The sequence below is a fragment of the Microcystis panniformis FACHB-1757 genome (genome assembly GCF_001264245.1).
GTDB classification, from domain to species: Bacteria; Cyanobacteriota; Cyanobacteriia; order Cyanobacteriales; family Microcystaceae; genus Microcystis; species Microcystis panniformis.
This window is the reverse complement of record NZ_CP011339.1, coordinates 561,582-582,368: the sequence shown is the minus strand read 5'-3', so window position 1 is coordinate 582,368 and position 20,787 is coordinate 561,582. Positions and strand designations below refer to the sequence as shown.

The window sequence follows — 20,787 nt, the reverse complement described above, 5'->3', positions numbered from 1 at the left end:
GAAGTGGGGAGTCGGTCGTCAATACCAAATTAGCTCATAAGCTCTCTTAATTTTTTGTGTGATAAGTTTAGATTATCTGGAAGCGATCAATCTTTGTGTCCTTTGTGTCTTTGTGGTTCGTTCCAGTTGATCTCGCGTAGCGAGCGCGTTGCGACCGCCAGCAGGAATGTATCCTATAATATATTTTACCCACCGAACCCAAGAGAGCCGATCATACTTCATGTTTATAAGAAAGGCTATAATAATAAAAATAAGAGCAAATTGAAATTATAGGAGTTTAATCAATGACCACCACCACTGCTACGGATAATGATTTAAAAAGACTAGAAGATTTAATCCTCAATGGACAGAAGATAATCGAACATCGATTCAACGAGATCGACAATCGACTGACTACCATGGACAATCGACTGACTACCATGGACAATCGACTCACCACCATGGACAATCGACTCACTACCATGGACAATCGACTCACTACCATGGAAACTCGACTGATTGAGGTGGACAATCGACTCACTACCGTGGACAATCGACTCACTACCGTGGACAATCGACTCACTACCATGGAAACTCGACTGATTGAGGTGGACAATCGACTCACTACCGTGGACAATCGACTCACTACCGTGGAAACGCGACTCACTACCACGGAAACTCGACTGATTGAGGTGGACAATCGATTGAAGGTGATCGAGAATGGACAAGCGGAAATAAAAGCTGATGTCAAAAATCTTCAAAAAGATACTACCGATTTAAAGATTGAACTCACGGAAGTTAAAGGTGATATTAAAACTCTTGATAGTAAATTTGATGACATGAATAAACGCTTAGAGAAAGTCGAAGGAACCCAAAAAAATCAAATTTGGACATTGATAACTGTCTTAAGTGGTTCCCTACTAGCCGTGGGATTTAGAAGTTTTTTTATCAACAATAATCCCTAATCTCAGCAAGAGAATTGCTATAATTTGCTCACTAAAACAATGAAAAGCGATCGCCTAATTCTCCGTCCTTGGCAACTACCCACAGACAAAGAGTCTTTTTTTCAGATCTATCAAAATTCCGAAGTCACTTATTTTTTACCGAGAATTCGTCAGTTAGCCACGGATATTGAGAGTTTAAATGCCCATTTTTCCGAAAGATTACCAACTGTTCGTAATCAAGGTAATGGCAGCGATTGGTGGGCAATGATCGATCGAAAAAATAATCAGATTATCGGTTCGATAATTTTACAGAATTTACCCGATAACTACGGTTATCCTACCCCAGATAGCGAAATTGGTTGGCATTTACGACGCGATTATTGGGGACAAGGATACATAACCGAAGCGGCTAAAGTTATTCTAGAATACGGCTTAATCACCTTACAATTGCCGATTATCTACGCAGTGGTTAATCCCGATAATTATCGCTCAATTCGTGTCACCGAAAGATTAGGAATGCAATCAATGGGATTAACGAATAAATACTACGACACTGAAGCACTTTTATTCTCGATCGAAGCTTAAAGTTCATTAATAATTATTGATTGTTTCTTATTTTATGGATGCTGTGGTGGTCATGCTAAACCCATTCTTGCTCAAAAAGCAAAAAGGGAAATATATTCCCTTTTTCTAGCTTTTATGGACCCAGATCCTAAACCGCTTCGGGTTTAACACCTCTTTGGTCGAGAACTTTCTGTAATTCAGCTTCGTCGGTTTTGGTCAAAGAAGTACGTAACACTTTACCTCCGTAGGGGGCCACTTCATCGAGGACCTTATCGGGGGTAACTTTTTGGACGAGAACAAAGAGAGCAGAGGTACTGGGCTGCAGGGTTTCTCCCAATTCGCGCATAAAATTGTCATCCACACCGATATCACTTAAAGCACCTCCCAAAGCGCCACCAGCAGCACCGAGGACGGCCCCTAATAAAGGGGATAAAAAGAGCATTCCGATTAATAATCCCCAGAAACTGCCACTAGCGGCTCCTGCTGCCGTTAAATTGACCGCTTGCTTGAGTTTAATCTGGCCATCTTTGTTTTTAACCACTACGGCAGCATCTTCTAACTCGATGAGATGTTCCTGTTGCAGTTTAGCCAAAGTTAAACGAACTTCTTCTGCTTTAAATTCGTCCTCATAGGCGATGACAAATAGATCAGCCATAGTTTTTCCTCGATTATTAGTAAATAAAACCTTTATACACTACTTTTGCCGGATTAAAAAGTTTGAGGTATCGGAGAATACCGAAAACCCATGGGGATTAGGTGTCATAGATACGCGCTTCAAAAGCATCGGGATTTTCTTGACAGTATTCCTCAAAATAGGTTTTTTCTGGTTTTTTAGCGCGTTGGTGTGCCAATTCTGCCTGTAATTCCTCAACAACATCCCAAGCTGCGGCACAATCGGGAGAATTTCCCCCTTTTTCAGCACAGACTGCCCGGGCAATATCTCTAGCTTTGATAATCTCCGCTTCTAAATCAAGACTGCGGGGCTTTTCGACAGCGTTACCTTTATGGAGGATATCACTAACAGAGATAACACCGAGCAAACCGCCTTTAATTACCGGTGCGAAACGAATACCGGTATTAGCAAATAAGCGGGCCACATATTCAACCCCGAGGTCGGGATTAATCACGATGCAGGGTTTGCTCATCACTTCATAGACGCGCACTTTTTGCGGATCTTGACCGAAAGCGACGACTTTATAGACAATATCGGTTTCGGTGATAATTCCGTAAGCATCCTCATCGTGACGGCGATCAACAATGAGAGTTCTAATGTTCTTTTCTCTCATCAATTGCACCGCTTTGGCAACGGTTTCAGAACCTTTAATCTTGGCCACCTCCGTGGTCATAATTTCAGCTGCTTTCATAGTCATATTTGGAGAAGTTAAGTTGTGCCTTTGTTATTTTAAGACATAAACTGACCCCTAATACTAACGGCTGACGGCTAAAAAACCGCTCCCTGATTAACGCCATTCCACCAGTTGTCGTTCTTGGACAACCAAACCATATACTGTCTCGGTTTGACGGGCTAAATTCGCCCAATGAAAGCGTTTTTCTAGGTCTTCGTAGGCGTTATTAGCTAATTCGTGGGCGTATTCGGGATGATTTAAAACCTCCAAAATGCCCCAAGCGAGGGAATCGGGATTATTGACCCGGGTGACAATTCCCGTTTGACCATGACGGACAACTTCGGGAAAACCGCAGGTATCGGAAACTACCACGGGAACCCTAGCGGCGAAACTTTCCAGGGCGACAATGCCAAAAGGTTCGTAAAGACTGGGAAAAACGGCACAATCGGCCACGGTTTGGAAGCGATCGAGGTTTTCATCGGACATAAAGCCCGTAAAATAACAATGATGCCAGATACCGAGATGCCAAGCCTGTTGTTTAAGTTTGTCGGTATTGCCGCCACCGATAATCACAAATTTAGTTTTAGCCTCGGTCTGAGCGAGGACTTTTGGGGCAGCGTTGAGTAACACCGAAACCCCCTTTTCAAAGGTCATGCGCCCGACATAATAGACGATTTTTTCGTGATCTTCGGCATATTGACGACGAAAAGCTCGGTAATCAAAGTTAGGGTCTCTTTGCTTTTTCTCGGCCCGAATACCGTTATAAACCACATCGATCTTATCCCAGGGTGCGCCCAAAGCCCGATGGACTTCATGACGCATATAGCCGGTACAGACGATAACGCGCCAAGCATTATAGACGAGGGTTCCCTCTTTGCCGGCGATATAGCGTTGGGTGTCGGTGTGCAGTCCGTTATAACGTCCGTATTCCGTGGCGTGAATAGTGGCAATCAGGGGGATTTTAAAGAGATGTTTCATGGCAATGGCCGCATCCCCTACTAACCAATCGTGGGCATGAACAAGGTCAAATTTTCCGTATTCGGCGATTAGTTTGCCGCCCTGTTGCCCCATGCTGTTATTCATGTTGACCACCCAATGGAAAAAGTCATTGCCGGGGGGGACGGGGACGCGGTGGATGTGAATGCCTTCGACCAGTTCGTAACTGGGGGCCTGACCGAATTCGATCGTGATTAAATGGACTTCATGACCGAGTTTGACGATTTCGGGATAGAGTTCAGCGACATGACGGGCGATACCGCCCACTAATCGCGGTGGAAATTCCCACGCCAACACTAAAATCCTCATTTTTCCCTAACCTCGACCTGATTTAAGCTGGTAAGTAATCATGACATCCCCATGGTATCTATTTTGGCTCTGGTTTCTTCCTCTAATTGCCACTCTCCCTGCGCCAGTCTTGAGAGGATTTCTTGTCGCCACTTGCTTAATTGTTCCTGAAAAGCGGCCGTTTGTAGATCGTTGCGCCAGAAAATTAGGGCCGATTCGCCAGTTTGCGGATAATAATTTTTACGCTCTCCAGCGATGCGGAAGCCAAAATGCTCGTAGAGCGCGATCGCTGACTGGTTCGATACCCTCACCTCTAGCGTAGCCCTTTCCAGTTGTCTTTGTACAGCTTTCTCAAGCAGTTTGTAGAGAAGCAGTTTTCCTAATCCTTGTCTTTGATAGTCGGGATAAATTGCCAGGAGGGTAATATGCGCTTCTTCGAGAATTGCCCAAGAACAAGCTAATCCGATTAGGGTTTCGTCCTCCCCGTCCAGGGTAAGAATTAATAATTCACTGTTGGGGCTGTTTAATTCCCGTTGATATCCCGATAACGTCCAGATACCGCCGAGACTGGTGCGATCAAGTGCTACCATGGCGGCAAGATGTGGGGATTTTGGGGTTTTAAGCTGGATTTTTGGCATTTATCGGGGAACGCGAGCGGGGAACGGGAGAGGGGTGTGGGGTGTGGGGAGTTTTCTCAGTTAACTGATAACTGATCACTGATCACTGATCACTGATCACTGATCACTGATCACTGATCACTGATCACTGATCACTGACTCCTAACCCAATAGTAGATGTGGGATTTTTGCAGGAGTTCTATTTTCTGACAAATATAAGCAAAAGTTATTTATTGACTGCAAAAACTTGAGAATATTTAAATTAACATTCCGCAATATTTATAAATTCTTAAGAATTAATTGAGAAAGATTTTTATTTAACAACGATGTTATCATAGTTACAGCGATTTTACTGAATTTCATAATGGGTTATTCTATGCTTTTTTGGGCAGCAATGGTTGAAACCTTTGCCACACCTAGAAGGTAATCCCAATTAAGACGGTTAAATCAGTCAATTTCACCCACAACGATGATCTTTTTTTTGTGTAGTTTTATTGCAAAAAAAAAGTTTTTTTGACAAAAAGCACAAAGTATGATAATAAACAACGTATTTCTGGCTGCGAGTAATTATTAAACCTCTTGCATAATTAATTTTTCAGGGTTCAAAAACGGCAAAAATAAGGATTAAAGGCTCTTCTGGTTTCTGTGTGGAAACTAGGTCTATACTGATAGAATATCCGCAAAATAGTCCTAAAAGTCTTTCCCAGTAAACATTTCACGATTCCATAAGCAAAAATTATCACACAAAGTCGAGAAGAGCCGATTAAATGGCATAAAGTGTGTAAATAGACCATTTAACTGATTATTATTCATTTTTAATTCTCCTGACTACTGACTACTGACTACTGACTCCTAACCCTAGCAACAATTTTTGGTTTTTACAAAAGGTCTATTGTAGAGGAGGAAAAGGGAGAGGGGAGAGGGGAGAAAAGCTGACGGCTTCAAGATCAGTGATCACTGATCACTGAAACATCACCCATCTTAAGTAGGGAGGCACAATTATTTGTAGGATGGGTTAGTGGTAGCGTAACATAATCGGGCGTTGGGTTTCATGCTTCAACCCAACCTACGTTCTGATCACTGAAACATCACCCATCTTAAGTAGGGAGGCACAATTATTTGTAGGATGGGTTAGTGGTAGCGTAACATAATCGGGCGTTGGGTTTCATGCTTCAGCCCAACCTACGTTCATCTCCCGTCTCGGAGTCTCGGAGTCTCGGAGTCTCGGAGTCTCGGAGTCTCGACTAGGAAATTAATTTTGCACGACTACTTAACATTTCCCCAGTATTCTCAAAATCGAATAGTATAGATTGAAATAACTCAATGTACGCAAACCTATGGATGGCAGCTTAATCCTGTTCAATATTCTCAATCCGCCGGTTTTGTTCTTTTTCTTAGGAATGCTGGCAGTATTTTTTAAATCCGACCTAGAGATTCCCCAACCACTGCCTAAACTCTTTTCTCTCTATCTGTTGATGGCGATTGGTTTCAAGGGAGGTTATGAACTAGCGGAAAGTGGCATCAATAACCAAATTGCTTTAACTTTGATTGCCTCTGTGGTTATGGCTTGCATCGTTCCCATTTACACTTTCTTTATCCTGAAAATTAAACTCGATAGTGCCAATGCAGCAGCGATCGCAGCAGCCTATGGTTCCATTAGTGCCGTTACTTTCATCACCGCCAGTTCTTTTTTAGAAAAACTTCATATTTCCTATGGCGGTCACATGGTAGCGGCCTTAGCTTTAATGGAATCGCCGGCGATTGTAGTGGGTTTAATCCTGGTGCGAGTCTTTAAAGAGAAAAATGGCGAAGAAGAAGCGTTTTCTTGGTCAAAGGTTCTACATGAAGCCTTTTTAAATGGTTCGGTATTTCTCTTAGTCGGTAGTGTTGTTATTGGTATGCTCACGGGGGAAAGAGGCTGGGAAAAATTACAACCTTTCACTCAAGGGATTTTTTATGGTGCTTTAACTTTCTTTCTCCTAGATATGGGATTAGTGGCTGCGAAAAGAATTCGAGAATTAGGCAAAACTGGTTCTTTTCTCATCGGTTTCTCGGTGTTCATTCCCGTCATCAATGCTATGGTGGGGATTCTCATCGCTAAGGTTCTCGGATTTGAACAGGGCAATGCTTTATTATTCGCTGTTTTGTGTGCCAGTGCCTCTTATATTGCTGTTCCTGCGGCCATGAGAATGACTGTTCCTGAAGCTAATCCTAGTTTATACGTTTCTATGGCCTTGGCTTTAACTTTTCCTTTCAATATCATCATCGGTATTCCTCTGTACCTAGAGATGATCAAAATCATTGGCTGTGGAGTCTAAAAGGCCCGGCGGTTTTTAAATAATTCCTGTCAAAATTGTTCTCTTTCACTTGTCCCTTTTTTACTGAACTACCATGCTTGAATCCCCCCATCCTTCCCTACAAACTGTCAAAAAAGTGGACATAATTGTTAGTCATGCTTTTCTGGAAGAAACCTTAAGCGTTCTTGATGTTGTCGGAGTTTCCGGTTATACCGTCTTTGGCAATGCTTCGGGAAAAGGCGATCGAGGTTTATCCTGTGATGACTTCGATTGTGATTACAGTGGTAGCTATATTATGACGGTTTGTAATAGTGACGAACAACTTGGTCGTCTGATCGATAAAATTCAGCCTATTTTAAAAAAAGCTGGCGGAATTTTTGTGGTGACTACGGCCCAATGGCTAACTCATTAGACCTCTTGTAAAAATCAAAAATTGTCGTAAGTAGGGAGGCACAATTATTTGTAGGATGGGTTAGCGGTAGCGTAAACTATGCGGGGGTTGGGTTTCATGCTTCAACCCAACCTACGTTCATCTTATATTTAATTCCCCCACCTACTTAGTTAATTAGGAGTCAGTGGTCAGGAGTCAGCAGTCAGGAGAACGATCTTTTCCGGTTTAGAATTTATCTGTATCTGGTCTGGGGCCAACAGCGCCAGCAGGATTAACAAAAAGATTACCCCCAGCTTCATTTTGGAAGATACAATCGATTTTCGGTTTGCCTTCCAAGGGGCCGGTATAACCAAAGGTATTCATCCGGTTTTTACAACTTTGTACCTGCTGTCCATCGACTAATTTTTGTTGTTCTAAAATTGACCAGTTATTGCGTCGCAAAACGCAACCGGGTTGCATGACTGGTTGGGTGACAAAAACATTAAAGGGGTTAAGGGTGACATAAACCCGCAAATCGGTGACAATGGCACTGGCCCCAAATTGCACGCATAATTCCGCATTGGGGGCGCTGCGATCAATTACTTCCCGGGAGGCGACGTTTTCGGGGCTAAAATTGGCAGTAGAACTGAATACCAGACCGAGACCCACTCCTAGTACAAAAATACCACCAATCAGGGCAATCATGGCATAGTTCAATTTTGCCAATAGGCCACCGGGGGACGAAGCGCGGGAGTCATCGCCATAGGAGCGGTCATAATCACGATCACGCGATCGAGGAGGAGTATAACGGGGTCTTCTATTCATAGAAATTTCTTTTCTGGCTGCTATGGCGGTCAGTCGTTAGCTATTAGCTTATCATTGTTCTATCCTAGCAACCCGGGGGATAACCGACAGGATAGGTCTGGTATAGGGCTATATCGTTTTTTTTGGGGTTAGTATGCTATGGTGGATCACTAAACAGAGTAAGTCAGCCTAATCCAAGTTTCTATGCTAGATATTAGCTAGACAAATTCGGAGCGGAGGAACCATATTTGGGGGCGTATTTCTAGATTTTTTAGCCTAGAAAAGGATATCTCTCTATCCTAGCCCGTCAGCTAACTTCGTAGGCGTGGGGGGGAAGACTGAAACATCACTACATTCCTAGCAATGTCTTGATCGGTTCAGTTATGTCACTGGGACTACTTGATAGTCATAACTCAAAGGAGACATTGTTTATGGGGATTTTCATGTTAGATTACCGATCGCAACAATTTTAAGATTTTCCGTAGATAACCATATTTTCTATGAGTTTGCTGTACATTCTTTGGGCAAACTTTTAGTCCTATCGAGAAACCGAAAGTAAAAACAGGATCAAAAATGCTGGAATCTTTACCAATGTGGATTGCTGCGATGACTTTTGTTGCAGTCATTGTGGTTATTATGTTCGAGTGGCTTCATATTACCGTAGCGGCTTTACTGGGGGCTTTAATCTTAGTTTTTACCCATATCATGACTCTCCAGGAAGCGGTGGGTTATATCAGTCGCAGTTATGGCACTCTTGCCCTATTTTTTGGGGTGATGGTATTAGTGAGAGCCTTTGAACCAACGAAAATTTTTGATTATTTAGCAGCACAAATGGTGCTTTTAGCCAAGGGACAGGGCAAATTATTACTAATAGGAATTGTTGCTATTACTACCCCGATCTGTGCGGTATTGCCCAACGCCACCACGGTGATGTTGTTAGCACCTTTAATTCCCCCATTGGCACAGGATATAGGTGTGGATTTTGTGCCGCTCTTAATCCTGATGGTTTTCGTGGCTAACAGTGCGGGATTATTAACTATTGTTGGTGATCCTGCTACTTATATCGTCGGTGATTCTATTAATATAACCTTCATGGAATACCTACAGCGTTTGAGTTTAGGTGGTGCGCTGGCAGTAATTACCATTCTGCTTATGTTACCTTGGTTATTCCCCAAAATCTGGCGGACAAAATTCGAGCATTTAGAAGACTTACCCCATCCGCAAATTAATCATCCGCGCGTCCTAGCTCTGGGGGGAATTATCGTCTTTTTAGTCTTATTTTTATTCGTGGTCGGTGAATCTTTTCCCGTACCTATTGCTCCTGCTGCCGTTGCTCTGATGGGGGCAGCTTTAGCCCTACTTTTAGCCCAGCAATCGAAGATAGATACGGTGCATAATATTCTCCGAGATGTGGACTGGAGTACCCTATTATTTTTCATGTCAATTTTTGTCCTAATTGGCGGCTTAGAAAAAACTGGGGTAGTTAATAGTGTATCGGGATTTCTGGCGATAATTTTAGGCAAAAATATCTTTTTAGGTTCTCTAGTCTTGCTGTTTTTTGTCGGTTTTGTTTCCAGTGTCGTTCCGAATATTCCCCTAGTGGTGGCCATGGTTCCACTACTGAAACAGTACCTTGTTAATGTTAATTTAGTCGGGACGGAGGTTCTTTCTCCCGATTATGCCGGTTCTTTTCCCCCGGAAGTTTTACCGCTTTTCTATGCGATGATGTATGGAGCCACCCTAGGAGGTAATGGTACTTTAGTGGGGGCTTCTTCTAATATTGTCGCCGCCGGCATCGCCGAACAACACGGGGGCAAAATTACTTTTCATACCTTCCTGCGCTACGGTTTACCAGTGATGTTTACTCAGTTAGTCGTCTCGGCTATGTATATGTTAGTTTTCTTTGTCTAGTCTATCTCCGGGGGGATTAATGTTAAGTCCGTTTAAGATTGACAAGAACGTTAACATCGATTAACATTCTCCTATCGTGCTAGATAATCTGGATTGAGCGGCGATCGTGAACAAAAAAATCTCTGTTTTAGCACCAGATTTATCCGGTGGTGGTGGCACAAGAGTCTATTTGATTGCTCAAGTCTTGCAACAGCTAAACTGTCAGGTGACGGTTTATGGTCCGATTTTTGGCCGGGAAATCTATCCCACCCCACCGGGGAATTTACCCCTGGTATCGGTCAAAGGCAATAATTATCCCCAGTTTTTTGGCCAGATCAAAACTTTACTCGATCGCCTCTCCGGAGAGATTATCTACGCGGTTAAACCCCGTCCCACCAGTTTCGGCATCGGTTTACTGAAACGTTTTTTTTCCCCACGTCCCCTAATTCTCGATATTGACGATTGGGAAATGAGTTGGTTTGGTGGCGATCGATGGTCCTATCGTCCTTATCCTCGACAATTAGCTAGGGATATCCTCAAAAAAAATGGTGCGCTTAGGGACCCGAATCACCCTCTCTATCTGCATTGGATGGAAAATTTAATTAACCGCGCTGATGCGGTGACGGTTAATAATCAATTTTTGCAAAAGCGCTATGGGGGGATTTATTTACCGAATGGCAAGGATACGCAACTTTTCGATCCCAATCTCTACGATCCTGTCGCTTGTCGTCAAAAATACGGTTTATCCGCGTATAAAGTCTTAATGTTCCCGGGTACAGCTAGACCCCACAAAGGTTTAGAAGATGTCTTAATCGCTTTAGATAAAATTGCTGATCCTGATTTTAAATTGGTGGTGGTCGGTGGTCGCCAAATCGGGGATGGTTATCTGGATAGCTTGCTAGAAAAAGGTCAACCTTGGTTAATTCATTTACCTGCTCAACCGCTCGATCGAATGCCGGAAGTTGTGGCCGCTGCTCATGCTATTATCGTTCCCCAGAGGGATGAAGCCACGGCTAACGCCCAATTTCCGATTAAACTCACCGATGGTATGGCGATGGCTAAACCGATTATTTCCACTAAAGTGGCAGATATTCCCGAAATTTTAGCTGATATTGGCTATTTAGTCGAACCTAGATCGCCAGAGCAACTAGCTGTCATAATTAGAGAAGTTTTTAATCATCTCGACTCGGCTAATGCACGAGGACTAAAAGCGAGAGAGCGCTGTATCGCCTCCTACAGTACCACCGCCATGGCGACAACTCTCTCTGGCATAATTACTTCTCTGGAAGGGAAATATTAGTTGACCGTTGACTATTTACTTTATTACTTATAGCGATGAATCCTCAGCAAATTCTGCTTAAATATACGCTTAAACACTGGATATTAGTGGTTTCCAGTATTGTTATCGGCTTTGCCAGTACCATATTTAATGGGGTGGGAGCTATTTTAGTTATCCCCTTACTAATTTCTTTTATTAATCCCGAAAATGATATCTTAAAAAATGCCCCCGAAATTATCAAAAAGCTGCTCTCAGTTTTCGAGTTTTTCTCGGTCGATACTCGTTTTTTCTGGATGTTTGCGGCGATATTATTGATTTTAATTCTCAAGCACATTACCAATTTTGTCAGTAATTTGCTAGGCACTTACTTGTCTTTAATTATGGCAAAAGATATGCGAATTGATTCAGTTATTCTGCTGCTAGAAGTGGATATAGATTATTATGTAAAAAGTAAAATAGGAGATATTTTTAATCGTTTCATGTCGGAGATTAATCGGGCTGTAGCATCAATTAGAAATTACATAAACCTGATTAAGATTATCGCTACAGCTTTCATGTACTTAGCTATTTTATTATCAATTTCTTGGCAATTAACTATTCTTTCAAGTGTTTTGGGTGGCTTTTTAGGTCTGCTTAATCAATACTTTGTCAAGAGATCGAAAAAGTTTGGAGAGATTATCACCGTAACGGCTAAACAGCAAACTAATAAACTGTTGGAACTGTTAACGGGAATTCGTCTAATTAAAGCGGTAGGCAATGAAAGATACGAATTAGAATCTATTGTGGAAGATATCGAAGCCCGGGAGAAAGCGGGTTTAGATGCCCAGACTAATAATGCTGTAATCGCTCCGCTCAATGAGATCGGTGGGGTAATTATTATTGCTTTAATTATCATTGCTGGTCGTTATCTTTTTAATGAACAACTGCAAGCTTTAGCGACAATTTTATTAACCTATCTCTATGTACTTTTCCGGGCCTTGCCGATAGTTAGTCAAATTAACAGTGCTAGGAGTAGTCTATTGGGTGATATTTCCGCAGTAGAGGTGGTAGCGGATTTTCTCATTCGAGAGAATAAACCATTTATGAGCAATGGCTCTATTCCCTATCAAAGATTAGAGACAGGTATTCATTTTGATAACGTCCAATTTTCCTATCCTGGTCATCAAGAATTAGTTCTCAAGGGCATCGATCTGTGGATTCCAAAAGGAAAAATGATCGCTCTTGTTGGTGCTTCGGGGGCGGGAAAATCGACAATTGCTGATTTATTACCACGCTTTTATGATCCTACAGCTGGGAGGATTCTTTTTGACGGTCAAGATTTACGGGATTATGAGATCAAATCTCTGAGAAAAGCCATGGGAATAGTCAGTCAAGACACTTTTCTCTTTAATAATTCTCTCCGTTTTAATATTGCCTACGGATTAAGCGATGTTAGTGATGCAGAAATTGTAGCAGCGACAAAAAGGGCGAATGCCTACGAGTTTATCTCCAAACTGCCGGAAGGACTGGATACGGAAATTGGCGATCGGGGAGTGAGACTTTCGGGGGGACAAAAACAAAGATTAGCGATCGCTCGTGCCTTACTGCGAGAGCCGGATATTCTCATTCTCGATGAAGCCACCAGTGCTTTGGATACAATTTCTGAGCGTTTAGTACAGGAAGCGATCGATGAACTCTGTCGCGAGCGGACTACTCTTGTGATCGCTCACCGTCTTTCCACTGTTCAAAAAGCCTATCAAATTGTGGTGCTAGACAAGGGAAAAGTGGCAGAAATCGGCAATCATGAGGAATTATTAGCTCAAGGTGGTCATTATGCCCGTTTACACGCTCTGCAATTTAGTGATAGCAAAGAGGCCGACTCTAAGAATAGGGAAGATGAGCAAAAAAGAAAAGCTTATTTATCCTACGAAGCGAGAAGCAGTCTTAATAGTCTTTTAGGTTCTTTGCGTCTAGTATCTGAAGATTTAATCGAAGATTCTCAGGAGAAACAGGAAATTTTAGAAGAATCCTGTAGTTCAGCTATGCGACTTCTCCATATTATCGAAGACTACGAGTATTCCTCGACTCGATAGATCTCCTGCAAAAATCAAAAATTGTTGTCATAGTAAATCCAGTTATTAAAAACTGATTATTTATTTCCCCACCCCCCTGCCCCCCTAGGGCTGTTTCATTCTCCATCTTAAAACAAGAAGTCAGAGAGAACGTAGGTTGGGTTGAAGCATGAAACCCAACGCCCGATTATGTTACGCTACCGCTAACCCATCCTACAAATAATTGTGCCTCCCTACTTAGGGTCTGCTGAAAAAGTTTTTCGTGGGGGCAGGGTGTGGGGTGTGGGGTGTGGGGTGTAGGGTTTTACCCATTTTCAGACGGTCAATTACCTAATTTTCAGGGAAAAAGTCCCGGAATTTTCGCCCCGCTCACTCTCGGCTGGCACTTTTTGAGATCAAAAAAGTCTAAAAGTCTTATCCAACAAGGTTTTTAGATTTATTCAGCCAACCCTACTTAGTTGAATAATCGTTGCAGAAAAGTGCTTCGATCCCGCAGGAAAACCTGAGCGCAATTGCGCCCCGGCATTCCCGAAATTGAGCCGCCGGGGTGAGTGCCTGCCCCAGTTAAATAAAGGTTTTTAATTGGGGTTTTGTAGTTAGCTATTTCTGGCAAAGGACGCAGGAAAATCATCTGATCTAAGGTCATATCAAGATGATAGTAATTACCTTTATAGGAACCCAAACGATTAGCCAATTCTGCCGGACTTTCCACCCGACGGGCAATAATGGCGGATTTGAGATTCGGGCATAATCGGCCAGTTTATCAAGAACTCGATCGGCCACGCGATTTTTTAATTCTTCCGTCCATCCCGTGCCGTTTAATCCTGTTCCCTCGGCCCCAGCAATCTGATAGGGGGCAAAAAATTCGATCCAGAGGGTATGCTTGCCCTGGGGAGCCATGGAGGGATCGAGAATAGTGGGGACATCTAGGTACATCGAGGGATTTTCGTCGGGAATCTGCCCCAAAATCGTTAAAGCGTGGGCCTGTTCAACGTGACGCACGGAATCGGCGATGAGAATCGTTCCCTGTAAATACTCCTCTTTGTGATCGTAAGCCTCGAACCTTGGTGCTTCGGCGAGGGCGCAATCAATTTTAAGAATTGTTTCATTGTTATTGACAATTCGCCGTTCTACCCTTTCTCGCAATTCTGGATCGGCGGCATCCACATCGGCGGGGGCGACTAACTGTAAAAAAACTCGTCTAGCGTCAATATTAGAGATAACACCCGCTTTTGCCAGATATTCCTGTCCAGAGTCCACCCTAACCCCGATCGCTTGTCCTTCCTCGATTAGAATCTGTTTAACTTTCTGCTCGGTTAAAATCACCCCACCGAGACTAACAACACATTTCACCAGAGCCTCGGTTAGTGCGCCTGTACCACCACGAGGGCGAGCCACCCCGGGGGAATGACGCATTGCCATCATCATCATCCCGGAGGTAATGCCTTTTTGGGAGGGAGGAGCGCCAATTTCCGCCGCTAGACGAGCCAGGGGTGCTTTGACAAATTCGCTCTCAAACCATTCATTGAGGACATCTTCGGGGAAGTAATCATCGTGCGGATGAAGTCGAGCAGTTTCTTTTTCGAGCCGATCGCTTTCCAGACACTAGCTAAGGCACTAGAGTTATAATTGCGGGCGATTCTGAGCAAATCTTGGGGCGGAGCGTTAAACCAAGGCCCAATCGCATTCATCAACTGTCCCCAATAGTCGATAAACTGAAGGTAGCGATCGGCATCTCGCGGACAAAACTGGGCAATTGCGGCGTGAGTTTTTTCCAGAGAGCGATAGGAAAGAAAATATTGGCCAGAGGGATGGGGACAGAAAACGGTAGGATCGAAGAATAAATACTCTAATCCGTGGCGTTTTAGCTCCAATTCCTCAATTACCGGTCCCAAAAAAATAAATTCGTGATCGATCGCACAGAGATTAAACTTAAAATCGGGGGCTAGCTCTGGGATAACCGCTTCTGTGGTAGCCGCTCCTCCTGGTACGCTACGCTGTTCGAGAAGGAGGACACGATAACCGGCTTTGAGGAGATAGGCGGCACAAACTAAACCATTATGCCCCGCACCGATGAGGATGACATCGTAACTTTCCATACAGTTTCAAAAATTCCTATTTTTAATTTTGCGCTTTTCTTGACCCTAATATGTTAAAAATAGTTAAAGATTGGCTGCTATCAGCAGATTTCAGCGAGCAGTTATCAGTGAGCAGGTAGAAAACATTTAATTTTTCCTTTTTTTTATGAGTTCTTCCATCAAAGTTATTCAACCATCGGGTATTTTAGATGGCAACCAAGCCAGCGAATTTCGCCAAGAAATTGCCGAAGCCGTGCAGGGAGGTTCCGAGGTTATTATCGTTGATTTCAAGAATGTCACCTTTATGGATAGTTCTGGTTTAGGGGCGCTAGTTTTATCCTTAAAAACCGTGCGTTCTGCGGGGGGTAAACTATTGATCTGCTCGATTAATGAGCAGATAAAAATGTTGTTTGAATTGACCGATATGGATCGAGTTTTTGAAATTTTTAATAACCGAGAAGAATTAGAACAAAAAATCCTCGGAAGTTAATTAACGAAAATCCACCTGCATGATCGAAAGATCATCCCTAAAATTACCATCAAATTGTAAAGCTTGAATTTTTTCAATAAAATTATCAAGATTTTTAGCAGAATTACAGTGATAATTTCGTAAAGATTGAATAAAGTTTTCTAGTCCCCACATCCTACCATCAGCACAATCGATCTCGTAAATTCCATCGCTAAAAAGATAAAGGCTACTGGAGAAATTCAGGGATTGAACCTGATTGATATATTCTGCTTCCGGAAACATTCCGATGGGAAAACCGGGGGCTTTCAGTCTGGTTTCAATCATCTGTCCAAAAGGTTTTTGAGTCAGGAGAACTGCCGGGGGATGACCGGCACTGGCATAGGTTAACTGTTGTTGTTTCTGATCATAAATTCCGTACCAGATAGTAAAATATTTATCATTCTTAGGACTGATTTGATAAACTTGATTTAACCCATGTAAAACCTGATTAGGTTGATAGTAATTCACCTGAGTTAAACCACGGGAACGGAGTAAATTAATCACCGAAAGGGAAGGTAAAGCCGCTCGCAAACCATGGCCAGCCACATCTAAAAGATATAACATCAAATGGTCATTATCTAACCAATAATAATCAAATCCATCCCCCCCCAATCGACGAGAAGGAAGGAAGCGAAAATCGATAGCAAGTTTTGGAGAAATAAAAGATTCTGGTAACAGCGATCGCACATAGTCCGCCGCCTCCGCTAACTCCATTTCTAGTAATTGTTTTTGTGCTTGCAGATCATGACTTAATTGATGCAAACGAATTCCCGCTCGCACACGCGCTTTTAACTCATTAATTTCGATCGGTTTACACAAAAAATCATCGGCCCCCGCATCCAATCCCTTCACCCGATCCTCCACCGATCCCAAAGAAGTTAAGAGGATAAAAAAAGTCGTTGACAGTTGGGGATTAAGCTTAATTTGCCGGCAAACTTCCAACCCATCGATCCCCGGCATCATCCAATCACAAATAATCATCGCTGGTTTTAGTTGCCCCGCTTGCTTTAATCCTTCTTCCCCATCACTGGCAATAAAAACCTCGTATTCCTTCCGCAAAGCGCGGCTCAAAAACGTTTGAATTACTCCATCATCATCAATTACTAGAATTCGTACCATCTTTTTTGTGACGTGACTATCTCAATCTTACTGCCTACCCCCGACTCCCTGACAGATGACTTTGCTTGTCCCTCAACCAGGGATTAAATCCAGAATCGAGCTAACACATCAGTCATAGTTTGGGAAAAATGGTATAACTTCTAGCGTAAGGCATTGGAGAGGTAAGCCGGGGGTGAAGATTTCTTTTCAGGTAGATAGCGATCTCAAGTCCTTAGATACCGTTTTAAAATATTTTGAGCAACTTGAACCAGCGGGCATTCCCCAAAAAGACTGGCTCCAGTGTCAGCTTGCTCTTGCCGAAGGTTTTACCAATGCAGTCCGTCACGCTCACCGACACCTACCTCCCGAAATCCCGATCGAGATCGAGATCGAGATTGCCCCCCACCAGATGGAACTTCGCATCTGGGATCGGGGTTCCGCCTTCGATTTAGAGAGCTTTATCGAGAAAAATGCCCATCGTGACTATAGTTTCTCCGCTCATGGGCAAGGACTGCCGATCCTCGAAAAAATCGCCGATCAACTCAGTTATACTCGCAGCGAAGATCAGCGCAACTGTCTATTAATTATTAAACAATTTTCCCGCCATGAATCCGATCGCACCCCTAGTTTCTCCTAGTTGGTTAGTGACTAATCTCGATCGCCCCGATCTGATGGTTATTGACTGTCGTTTTCAGTTAAACGATCCCGATCTCGGTTATCAAGAGTATTTAGCCAATCATATTGAAAATGCCTTCTATTTACACCTCGATCGCGATTTATCGGCTCCCGTTGCCCCTCATGGCGGCCGTCATCCTTTACCGAATCCGCAGACGATAGCCGCTAAATTAAGCTCTTTAGGGGTGATTTCTGGTCAAACCCATGTCATCGCCTACGATGCCTCCCGTTTTGCCTTTGCCAGTCGTCTCTGGTGGTTATTACGTTATCTGGGCCATGAACGAGTCAGCATTCTCGATGGTGGTTGGCAAAATTGGTTAAATGCCGGTTATCCCGTCTCTAATCAGATACCTGTGCCGAAAACCGGCTCTTTTCTCCCCCAAGTTCAACAGGATTGGGTAGTCACGATCGAGGAGGTAAAAAGGCAAAAAGAGCAAGGGGGAGTGGTGTTAATTGATGCTAGGGAAAGCGATCGCTATCGGGGTGAAAGGGAACCGATCGATCCGATCGCCGGCCACATCGAGGGGGCGCTTAATTATCCCTGGTTGGAAGTCACCGATAGTCAGGGTTTTTCTCAACCCCAGGACCTGCAAAAACAACGTTGGCAAGAGCGGCAAGGCGATCGAGAAATTATCCTCTACTGTGGTTCAGGAGTGACAGCCTGTGTTAATATCTTTTCCCTGACCCTAGCCGGATACGAGAATGTTAAGCTATATTCTGGAGGTTGGAGTGATTGGTGTTCCTACCTGATCTAACCAGCCCTATTGATACCCATCTATCGAGAAAGATTATCAAAATGACCTAATTACTGTACAATCCCCCTATTATCACTTTTAATTATTCCGAAACTATTATCTAATTTGTCTCCTAAGTGGGTGGGTGGAATTAAATATAAGATGAACGTAGGTTGGGTTGAAGCATGAAACCCAACGCCCGCATGGGTTACGCTACCGCTAACCCATCCTACAAATAATTGTGCCTCCCTACTTAGACAAAAAAGCTAATTTTTATTTTAGTTGCTATCCTTTTGCTCTCAAATCACCGCTATTCCTCAAAGAATAGTCGTTTTCCCCCGTAAAATTACTCAAAGGTAATTTTATAGTTAAACTCTATAAAAAATTAGGTATGTATTTTGTATGACAGAAGCCGGTCTTTGTCATTGTAATGGTGGCGGTCGTCCGAAAGATCGCCTTTCGATTTTTGTGGATGGCAATAATATGTTTTATGCTCAACAAAAAAATGGTTGGTTTTTTGACCCGCGCAAGGTGTTAAATTACTTCACCAACGACCCGAATATTATGTTAATTAATGCCTTTTGGTACACGGGTTTAAAAGATTCCCAAGATCAAAGAGGTTTTCGCGATGCTTTAATTAGTTTGGGTTATACGGTGAGAACGAAAATTTTGAAAGAATATTATGATGATAGTTCCGGTCGTTTTTCTCAGAAGGCTAATTTAGATATCGAAATTGTCGTCGATATGTTTAATACCGTCGATCAATATGATCGAGTGATTTTATTTAGCGGTGATGGAGATTTTGAACGAGCGATCGAACTATTGCGCTCTAAAAATACTCATATTACCGTAGTTTCTACGGAAGGGATGATCGCTAGGGAATTGCGAAATGCCACCGATCGCTATATTGACCTGAATGATATTCGCAAAGATATCGAAAAAAGTGATTATTAACCGGCCGTTGTGTCTTTAAACCGGCTATTTATCCCATTTTTTTTATTGGTAGTCCTCACCCCAATCCTTCTCCCAGAAGGGGATAGGTGAGGCAATTAACCATCTCTTGTTTATTTTTCCTTGAGTCGAAATAGTAAAAACTGATTGACCTGATTCGGATTAAAATTATCATCACTGACTAAAATCAAAGAGCGACTGCCATCAGCTAATCTTGGACCGAGGGTCATTCCTTCTAAATTATCTAAATCAATCCCCAAAGTCCCTAAATCTAGTAATAATTTTTTCCGCAAGGGTTGCACCTGTAAAGCTTCTAATTCTCCCGGTATCCGAGCAATTTTCGAGGTGTCAGTGGCACTCCCATTAACTACCTGAAATAGTTTCGCTCCAAAACCTTCTAAACCAAAAGTTCGCTCTAAACTGAGAAAATAACCCTCTTTTTCTAAAGCTAATAATTCCGTTAAACCGTAGTATCTCGCACCACTGGGTGGCTCATCTAACACATACAATTGTTCTGATACTAACACAGGCGCACCAATCGGATCAATAACATAATGAAGAAGTCGCACTCTGAGATTTTCTGCTCTTTTTCCCGTGGGACTATCTTGAATTAACGCGCTTTCTGTGGCAGTAAACAAACGAAAAGGATCGTCTTTGAGAGTGCTGGTAATCCCTAAAGTTAAGGATTCAAACCCTAAATTATCCTGTATTCCTTTTTGATTGGTATCATCTGGTAAAAAGCGATTAGGAATTAACAAAGACTCCTTTAATTGTCCCTGCAAATCAAATTCAGCAATAAAAGGAGCAATTCCCTGTTTAACCGCACCTTCACTGGAAATAAACAAAGTTTGTCGGGGCGAAAAAGCGATACCTTCCGGGTCGATCGATCCCTTTTTAAACGTTTCTCCCTTGCCATCTTTTAGGAACGTGACTGCCTCTAAATTCACTTTTTCGATTTTTTCACCATTTATCTGCAAACTAGCCCGATAAAAGCGGGCCGGAGCTTTCTGAGAACGATCATCACTGAGGAGATAAAAGCGGTTATTGGCACGATCGTATGTAATTGCCGATAATCCCCCCACCCTTGTCCCTTGATAATCCGCTTGTGGCAATTGATATTCTCCCAAAAACTCGACCGAGAGGGGTAGAAACATTCGTTGTTCTGCTAAAACTTGCGGGGAGACACCACAGGCCCCCAGACTAAAGGTTACAATCAAACTAGCAATTAAACCCAAAATTGGGAAACGCAAATTTTCGGCAGTCAGTCTCTTATAGAATCGATCGATCACAAAATATCATCCTCTACTACGCTCTTATC

General features: G+C 42.9%; 18 protein-coding genes, 3 pseudogenes and 1 riboswitch. Of the genes and pseudogenes, 13 read left to right on the top strand and 8 right to left on the bottom strand.

What is annotated here, in order from left to right:
• The first annotated feature begins 58 nt into the window (after positions 1–58).
• The 3 genes and pseudogenes from VL20_RS33540 (at position 59) to VL20_RS02880 (ending at position 1,508) form a co-directional block, all read left to right on the top strand.
• Positions 59–265: pseudogene (locus tag VL20_RS33540) on the top strand (hypothetical protein).
• A 19-nt stretch (positions 266–284) separates the two neighbouring features.
• The gene (locus tag VL20_RS02885) at positions 285–944 is read left to right on the top strand and encodes a tropomyosin (RefSeq protein ID WP_052275552.1); all 660 of its coding nucleotides are present in this window, start codon (positions 285–287) and stop codon (positions 942–944) included.
• A gap of 39 nt (positions 945–983) precedes the next feature.
• Positions 984–1,508, top strand: a complete 525-nt coding sequence (locus tag VL20_RS02880) for a GNAT family N-acetyltransferase (protein WP_052275551.1) — start codon at positions 984–986, stop codon at positions 1,506–1,508.
• A 127-nt stretch (positions 1,509–1,635) separates the two neighbouring features.
• On the opposite strand, the gene VL20_RS02875 is transcribed toward VL20_RS02880, so the two are convergent.
• The 4 genes from VL20_RS02875 to rimI form a co-directional block, all read right to left on the bottom strand.
• The gene (locus VL20_RS02875; RefSeq protein WP_052275550.1) at positions 1,636–2,142 is read right to left on the bottom strand and encodes a DUF1269 domain-containing protein; all 507 of its coding nucleotides are present in this window, start codon (positions 2,140–2,142) and stop codon (positions 1,636–1,638) included.
• Between the two features lie 97 nt (positions 2,143–2,239).
• Positions 2,240–2,857, bottom strand: a complete 618-nt coding sequence (locus tag VL20_RS02870; RefSeq protein WP_036388153.1) for a CP12 domain-containing protein — start codon at positions 2,855–2,857, stop codon at positions 2,240–2,242.
• A 90-nt stretch (positions 2,858–2,947) separates the two neighbouring features.
• The gene (locus tag VL20_RS02865) at positions 2,948–4,138 is read right to left on the bottom strand and encodes a glycosyltransferase family 4 protein (protein WP_052275549.1); all 1,191 of its coding nucleotides are present in this window, start codon (positions 4,136–4,138) and stop codon (positions 2,948–2,950) included.
• A 38-nt stretch (positions 4,139–4,176) separates the two neighbouring features.
• The gene (gene rimI, locus VL20_RS02860; protein WP_052275548.1) at positions 4,177–4,755 is read right to left on the bottom strand and encodes a ribosomal protein S18-alanine N-acetyltransferase; all 579 of its coding nucleotides are present in this window, start codon (positions 4,753–4,755) and stop codon (positions 4,177–4,179) included.
• A 1,316-nt stretch (positions 4,756–6,071) separates the two neighbouring features.
• Between rimI and VL20_RS02855 the strand changes: the two genes are divergently transcribed.
• Together VL20_RS02855 and VL20_RS02850 are read left to right on the top strand one after the other, a co-directional pair.
• Positions 6,072–7,052, top strand: coding sequence for a sodium-dependent bicarbonate transport family permease (locus tag VL20_RS02855; RefSeq protein ID WP_002786258.1), 981 nt, complete (start codon positions 6,072–6,074; stop codon positions 7,050–7,052).
• Positions 7,053–7,125: 73 nt separating this feature from the next.
• Positions 7,126–7,443, top strand: a complete 318-nt coding sequence (locus VL20_RS02850; RefSeq protein WP_002786257.1) for a P-II family nitrogen regulator — start codon at positions 7,126–7,128, stop codon at positions 7,441–7,443.
• Positions 7,444–7,647: 204 nt separating this feature from the next.
• Here the strand turns inward: VL20_RS02850 and VL20_RS02845 are convergent, their stop codons facing one another.
• The gene (locus tag VL20_RS02845; protein ID WP_002733879.1) at positions 7,648–8,226 is read right to left on the bottom strand and encodes a DUF3172 domain-containing protein; all 579 of its coding nucleotides are present in this window, start codon (positions 8,224–8,226) and stop codon (positions 7,648–7,650) included.
• Positions 8,227–8,415: 189 nt separating this feature from the next.
• A riboswitch (cyclic di-AMP (ydaO/yuaA leader) is annotated at positions 8,416–8,546 on the top strand.
• A 232-nt stretch (positions 8,547–8,778) separates the two neighbouring features.
• On the opposite strand from VL20_RS02845, the gene VL20_RS02840 reads away from it, so the two are divergent.
• The 4 genes and pseudogenes from VL20_RS02840 (at position 8,779) to VL20_RS32165 (ending at position 13,834) form a co-directional block, all read left to right on the top strand.
• Positions 8,779–10,116 (top strand): ArsB/NhaD family transporter, encoded by a 1,338-nt coding sequence (locus VL20_RS02840; RefSeq protein ID WP_052275547.1) that lies wholly within the window; start codon positions 8,779–8,781, stop codon positions 10,114–10,116.
• Between the two features lie 106 nt (positions 10,117–10,222).
• Entirely contained in the window at positions 10,223–11,395 is a 1,173-nt protein-coding gene (locus VL20_RS02835; protein ID WP_052275546.1) for a glycosyltransferase, read from the top strand.
• Between the two features lie 35 nt (positions 11,396–11,430).
• A complete protein-coding gene (locus VL20_RS02830) occupies positions 11,431–13,446 on the top strand; it encodes an ABC transporter ATP-binding protein (protein WP_052275545.1) in 2,016 nt (671 codons plus the stop codon).
• A 204-nt stretch (positions 13,447–13,650) separates the two neighbouring features.
• Positions 13,651–13,834 (top strand): annotated as a pseudogene (locus tag VL20_RS32165) (hypothetical protein).
• A gap of 45 nt (positions 13,835–13,879) precedes the next feature.
• Here the strand turns inward: VL20_RS32165 and crtO are convergent.
• Positions 13,880–15,524, bottom strand: a pseudogene (gene crtO / locus VL20_RS02825) (beta-carotene ketolase CrtO).
• 145 nt (positions 15,525–15,669) lie between these two features.
• Here crtO and VL20_RS02820 point away from each other — a divergent pair.
• The gene (locus tag VL20_RS02820) at positions 15,670–15,993 is read left to right on the top strand and encodes an STAS domain-containing protein (RefSeq protein ID WP_052275544.1); all 324 of its coding nucleotides are present in this window, start codon (positions 15,670–15,672) and stop codon (positions 15,991–15,993) included.
• Here the strand turns inward: VL20_RS02820 and VL20_RS02815 are convergent, their stop codons facing one another.
• A complete protein-coding gene (locus tag VL20_RS02815) occupies positions 15,994–17,130 on the bottom strand; it encodes a PP2C family protein-serine/threonine phosphatase (protein ID WP_052275543.1) in 1,137 nt (378 codons plus the stop codon).
• 172 nt (positions 17,131–17,302) lie between these two features.
• Between VL20_RS02815 and VL20_RS02810 the strand changes: the two genes are divergently transcribed.
• The 3 genes from VL20_RS02810 (at position 17,303) to VL20_RS02800 (ending at position 19,472) form a co-directional block, all read left to right on the top strand.
• Positions 17,303–17,746 carry an ATP-binding protein gene (locus VL20_RS02810; RefSeq protein ID WP_052275542.1) on the top strand — a complete coding sequence of 148 codons (444 nt, stop codon included), beginning with the start codon at positions 17,303–17,305 and terminating at the stop codon, positions 17,744–17,746.
• A complete protein-coding gene (locus VL20_RS02805) occupies positions 17,715–18,539 on the top strand; it encodes a sulfurtransferase (RefSeq protein ID WP_052275541.1) in 825 nt (274 codons plus the stop codon). Before VL20_RS02810 ends, VL20_RS02805 begins: the two co-directional genes overlap by 32 nt.
• Before the next feature lie 381 nt (positions 18,540–18,920).
• Positions 18,921–19,472, top strand: coding sequence for a LabA-like NYN domain-containing protein (locus tag VL20_RS02800; RefSeq protein WP_002764933.1), 552 nt, complete (start codon positions 18,921–18,923; stop codon positions 19,470–19,472).
• 110 nt (positions 19,473–19,582) lie between these two features.
• On the opposite strand, the gene VL20_RS02795 is transcribed toward VL20_RS02800, so the two are convergent.
• A complete protein-coding gene (locus VL20_RS02795) occupies positions 19,583–20,758 on the bottom strand; it encodes an esterase-like activity of phytase family protein (RefSeq protein ID WP_052275540.1) in 1,176 nt (391 codons plus the stop codon).
• Positions 20,759–20,787 lie beyond the last annotated feature (29 nt).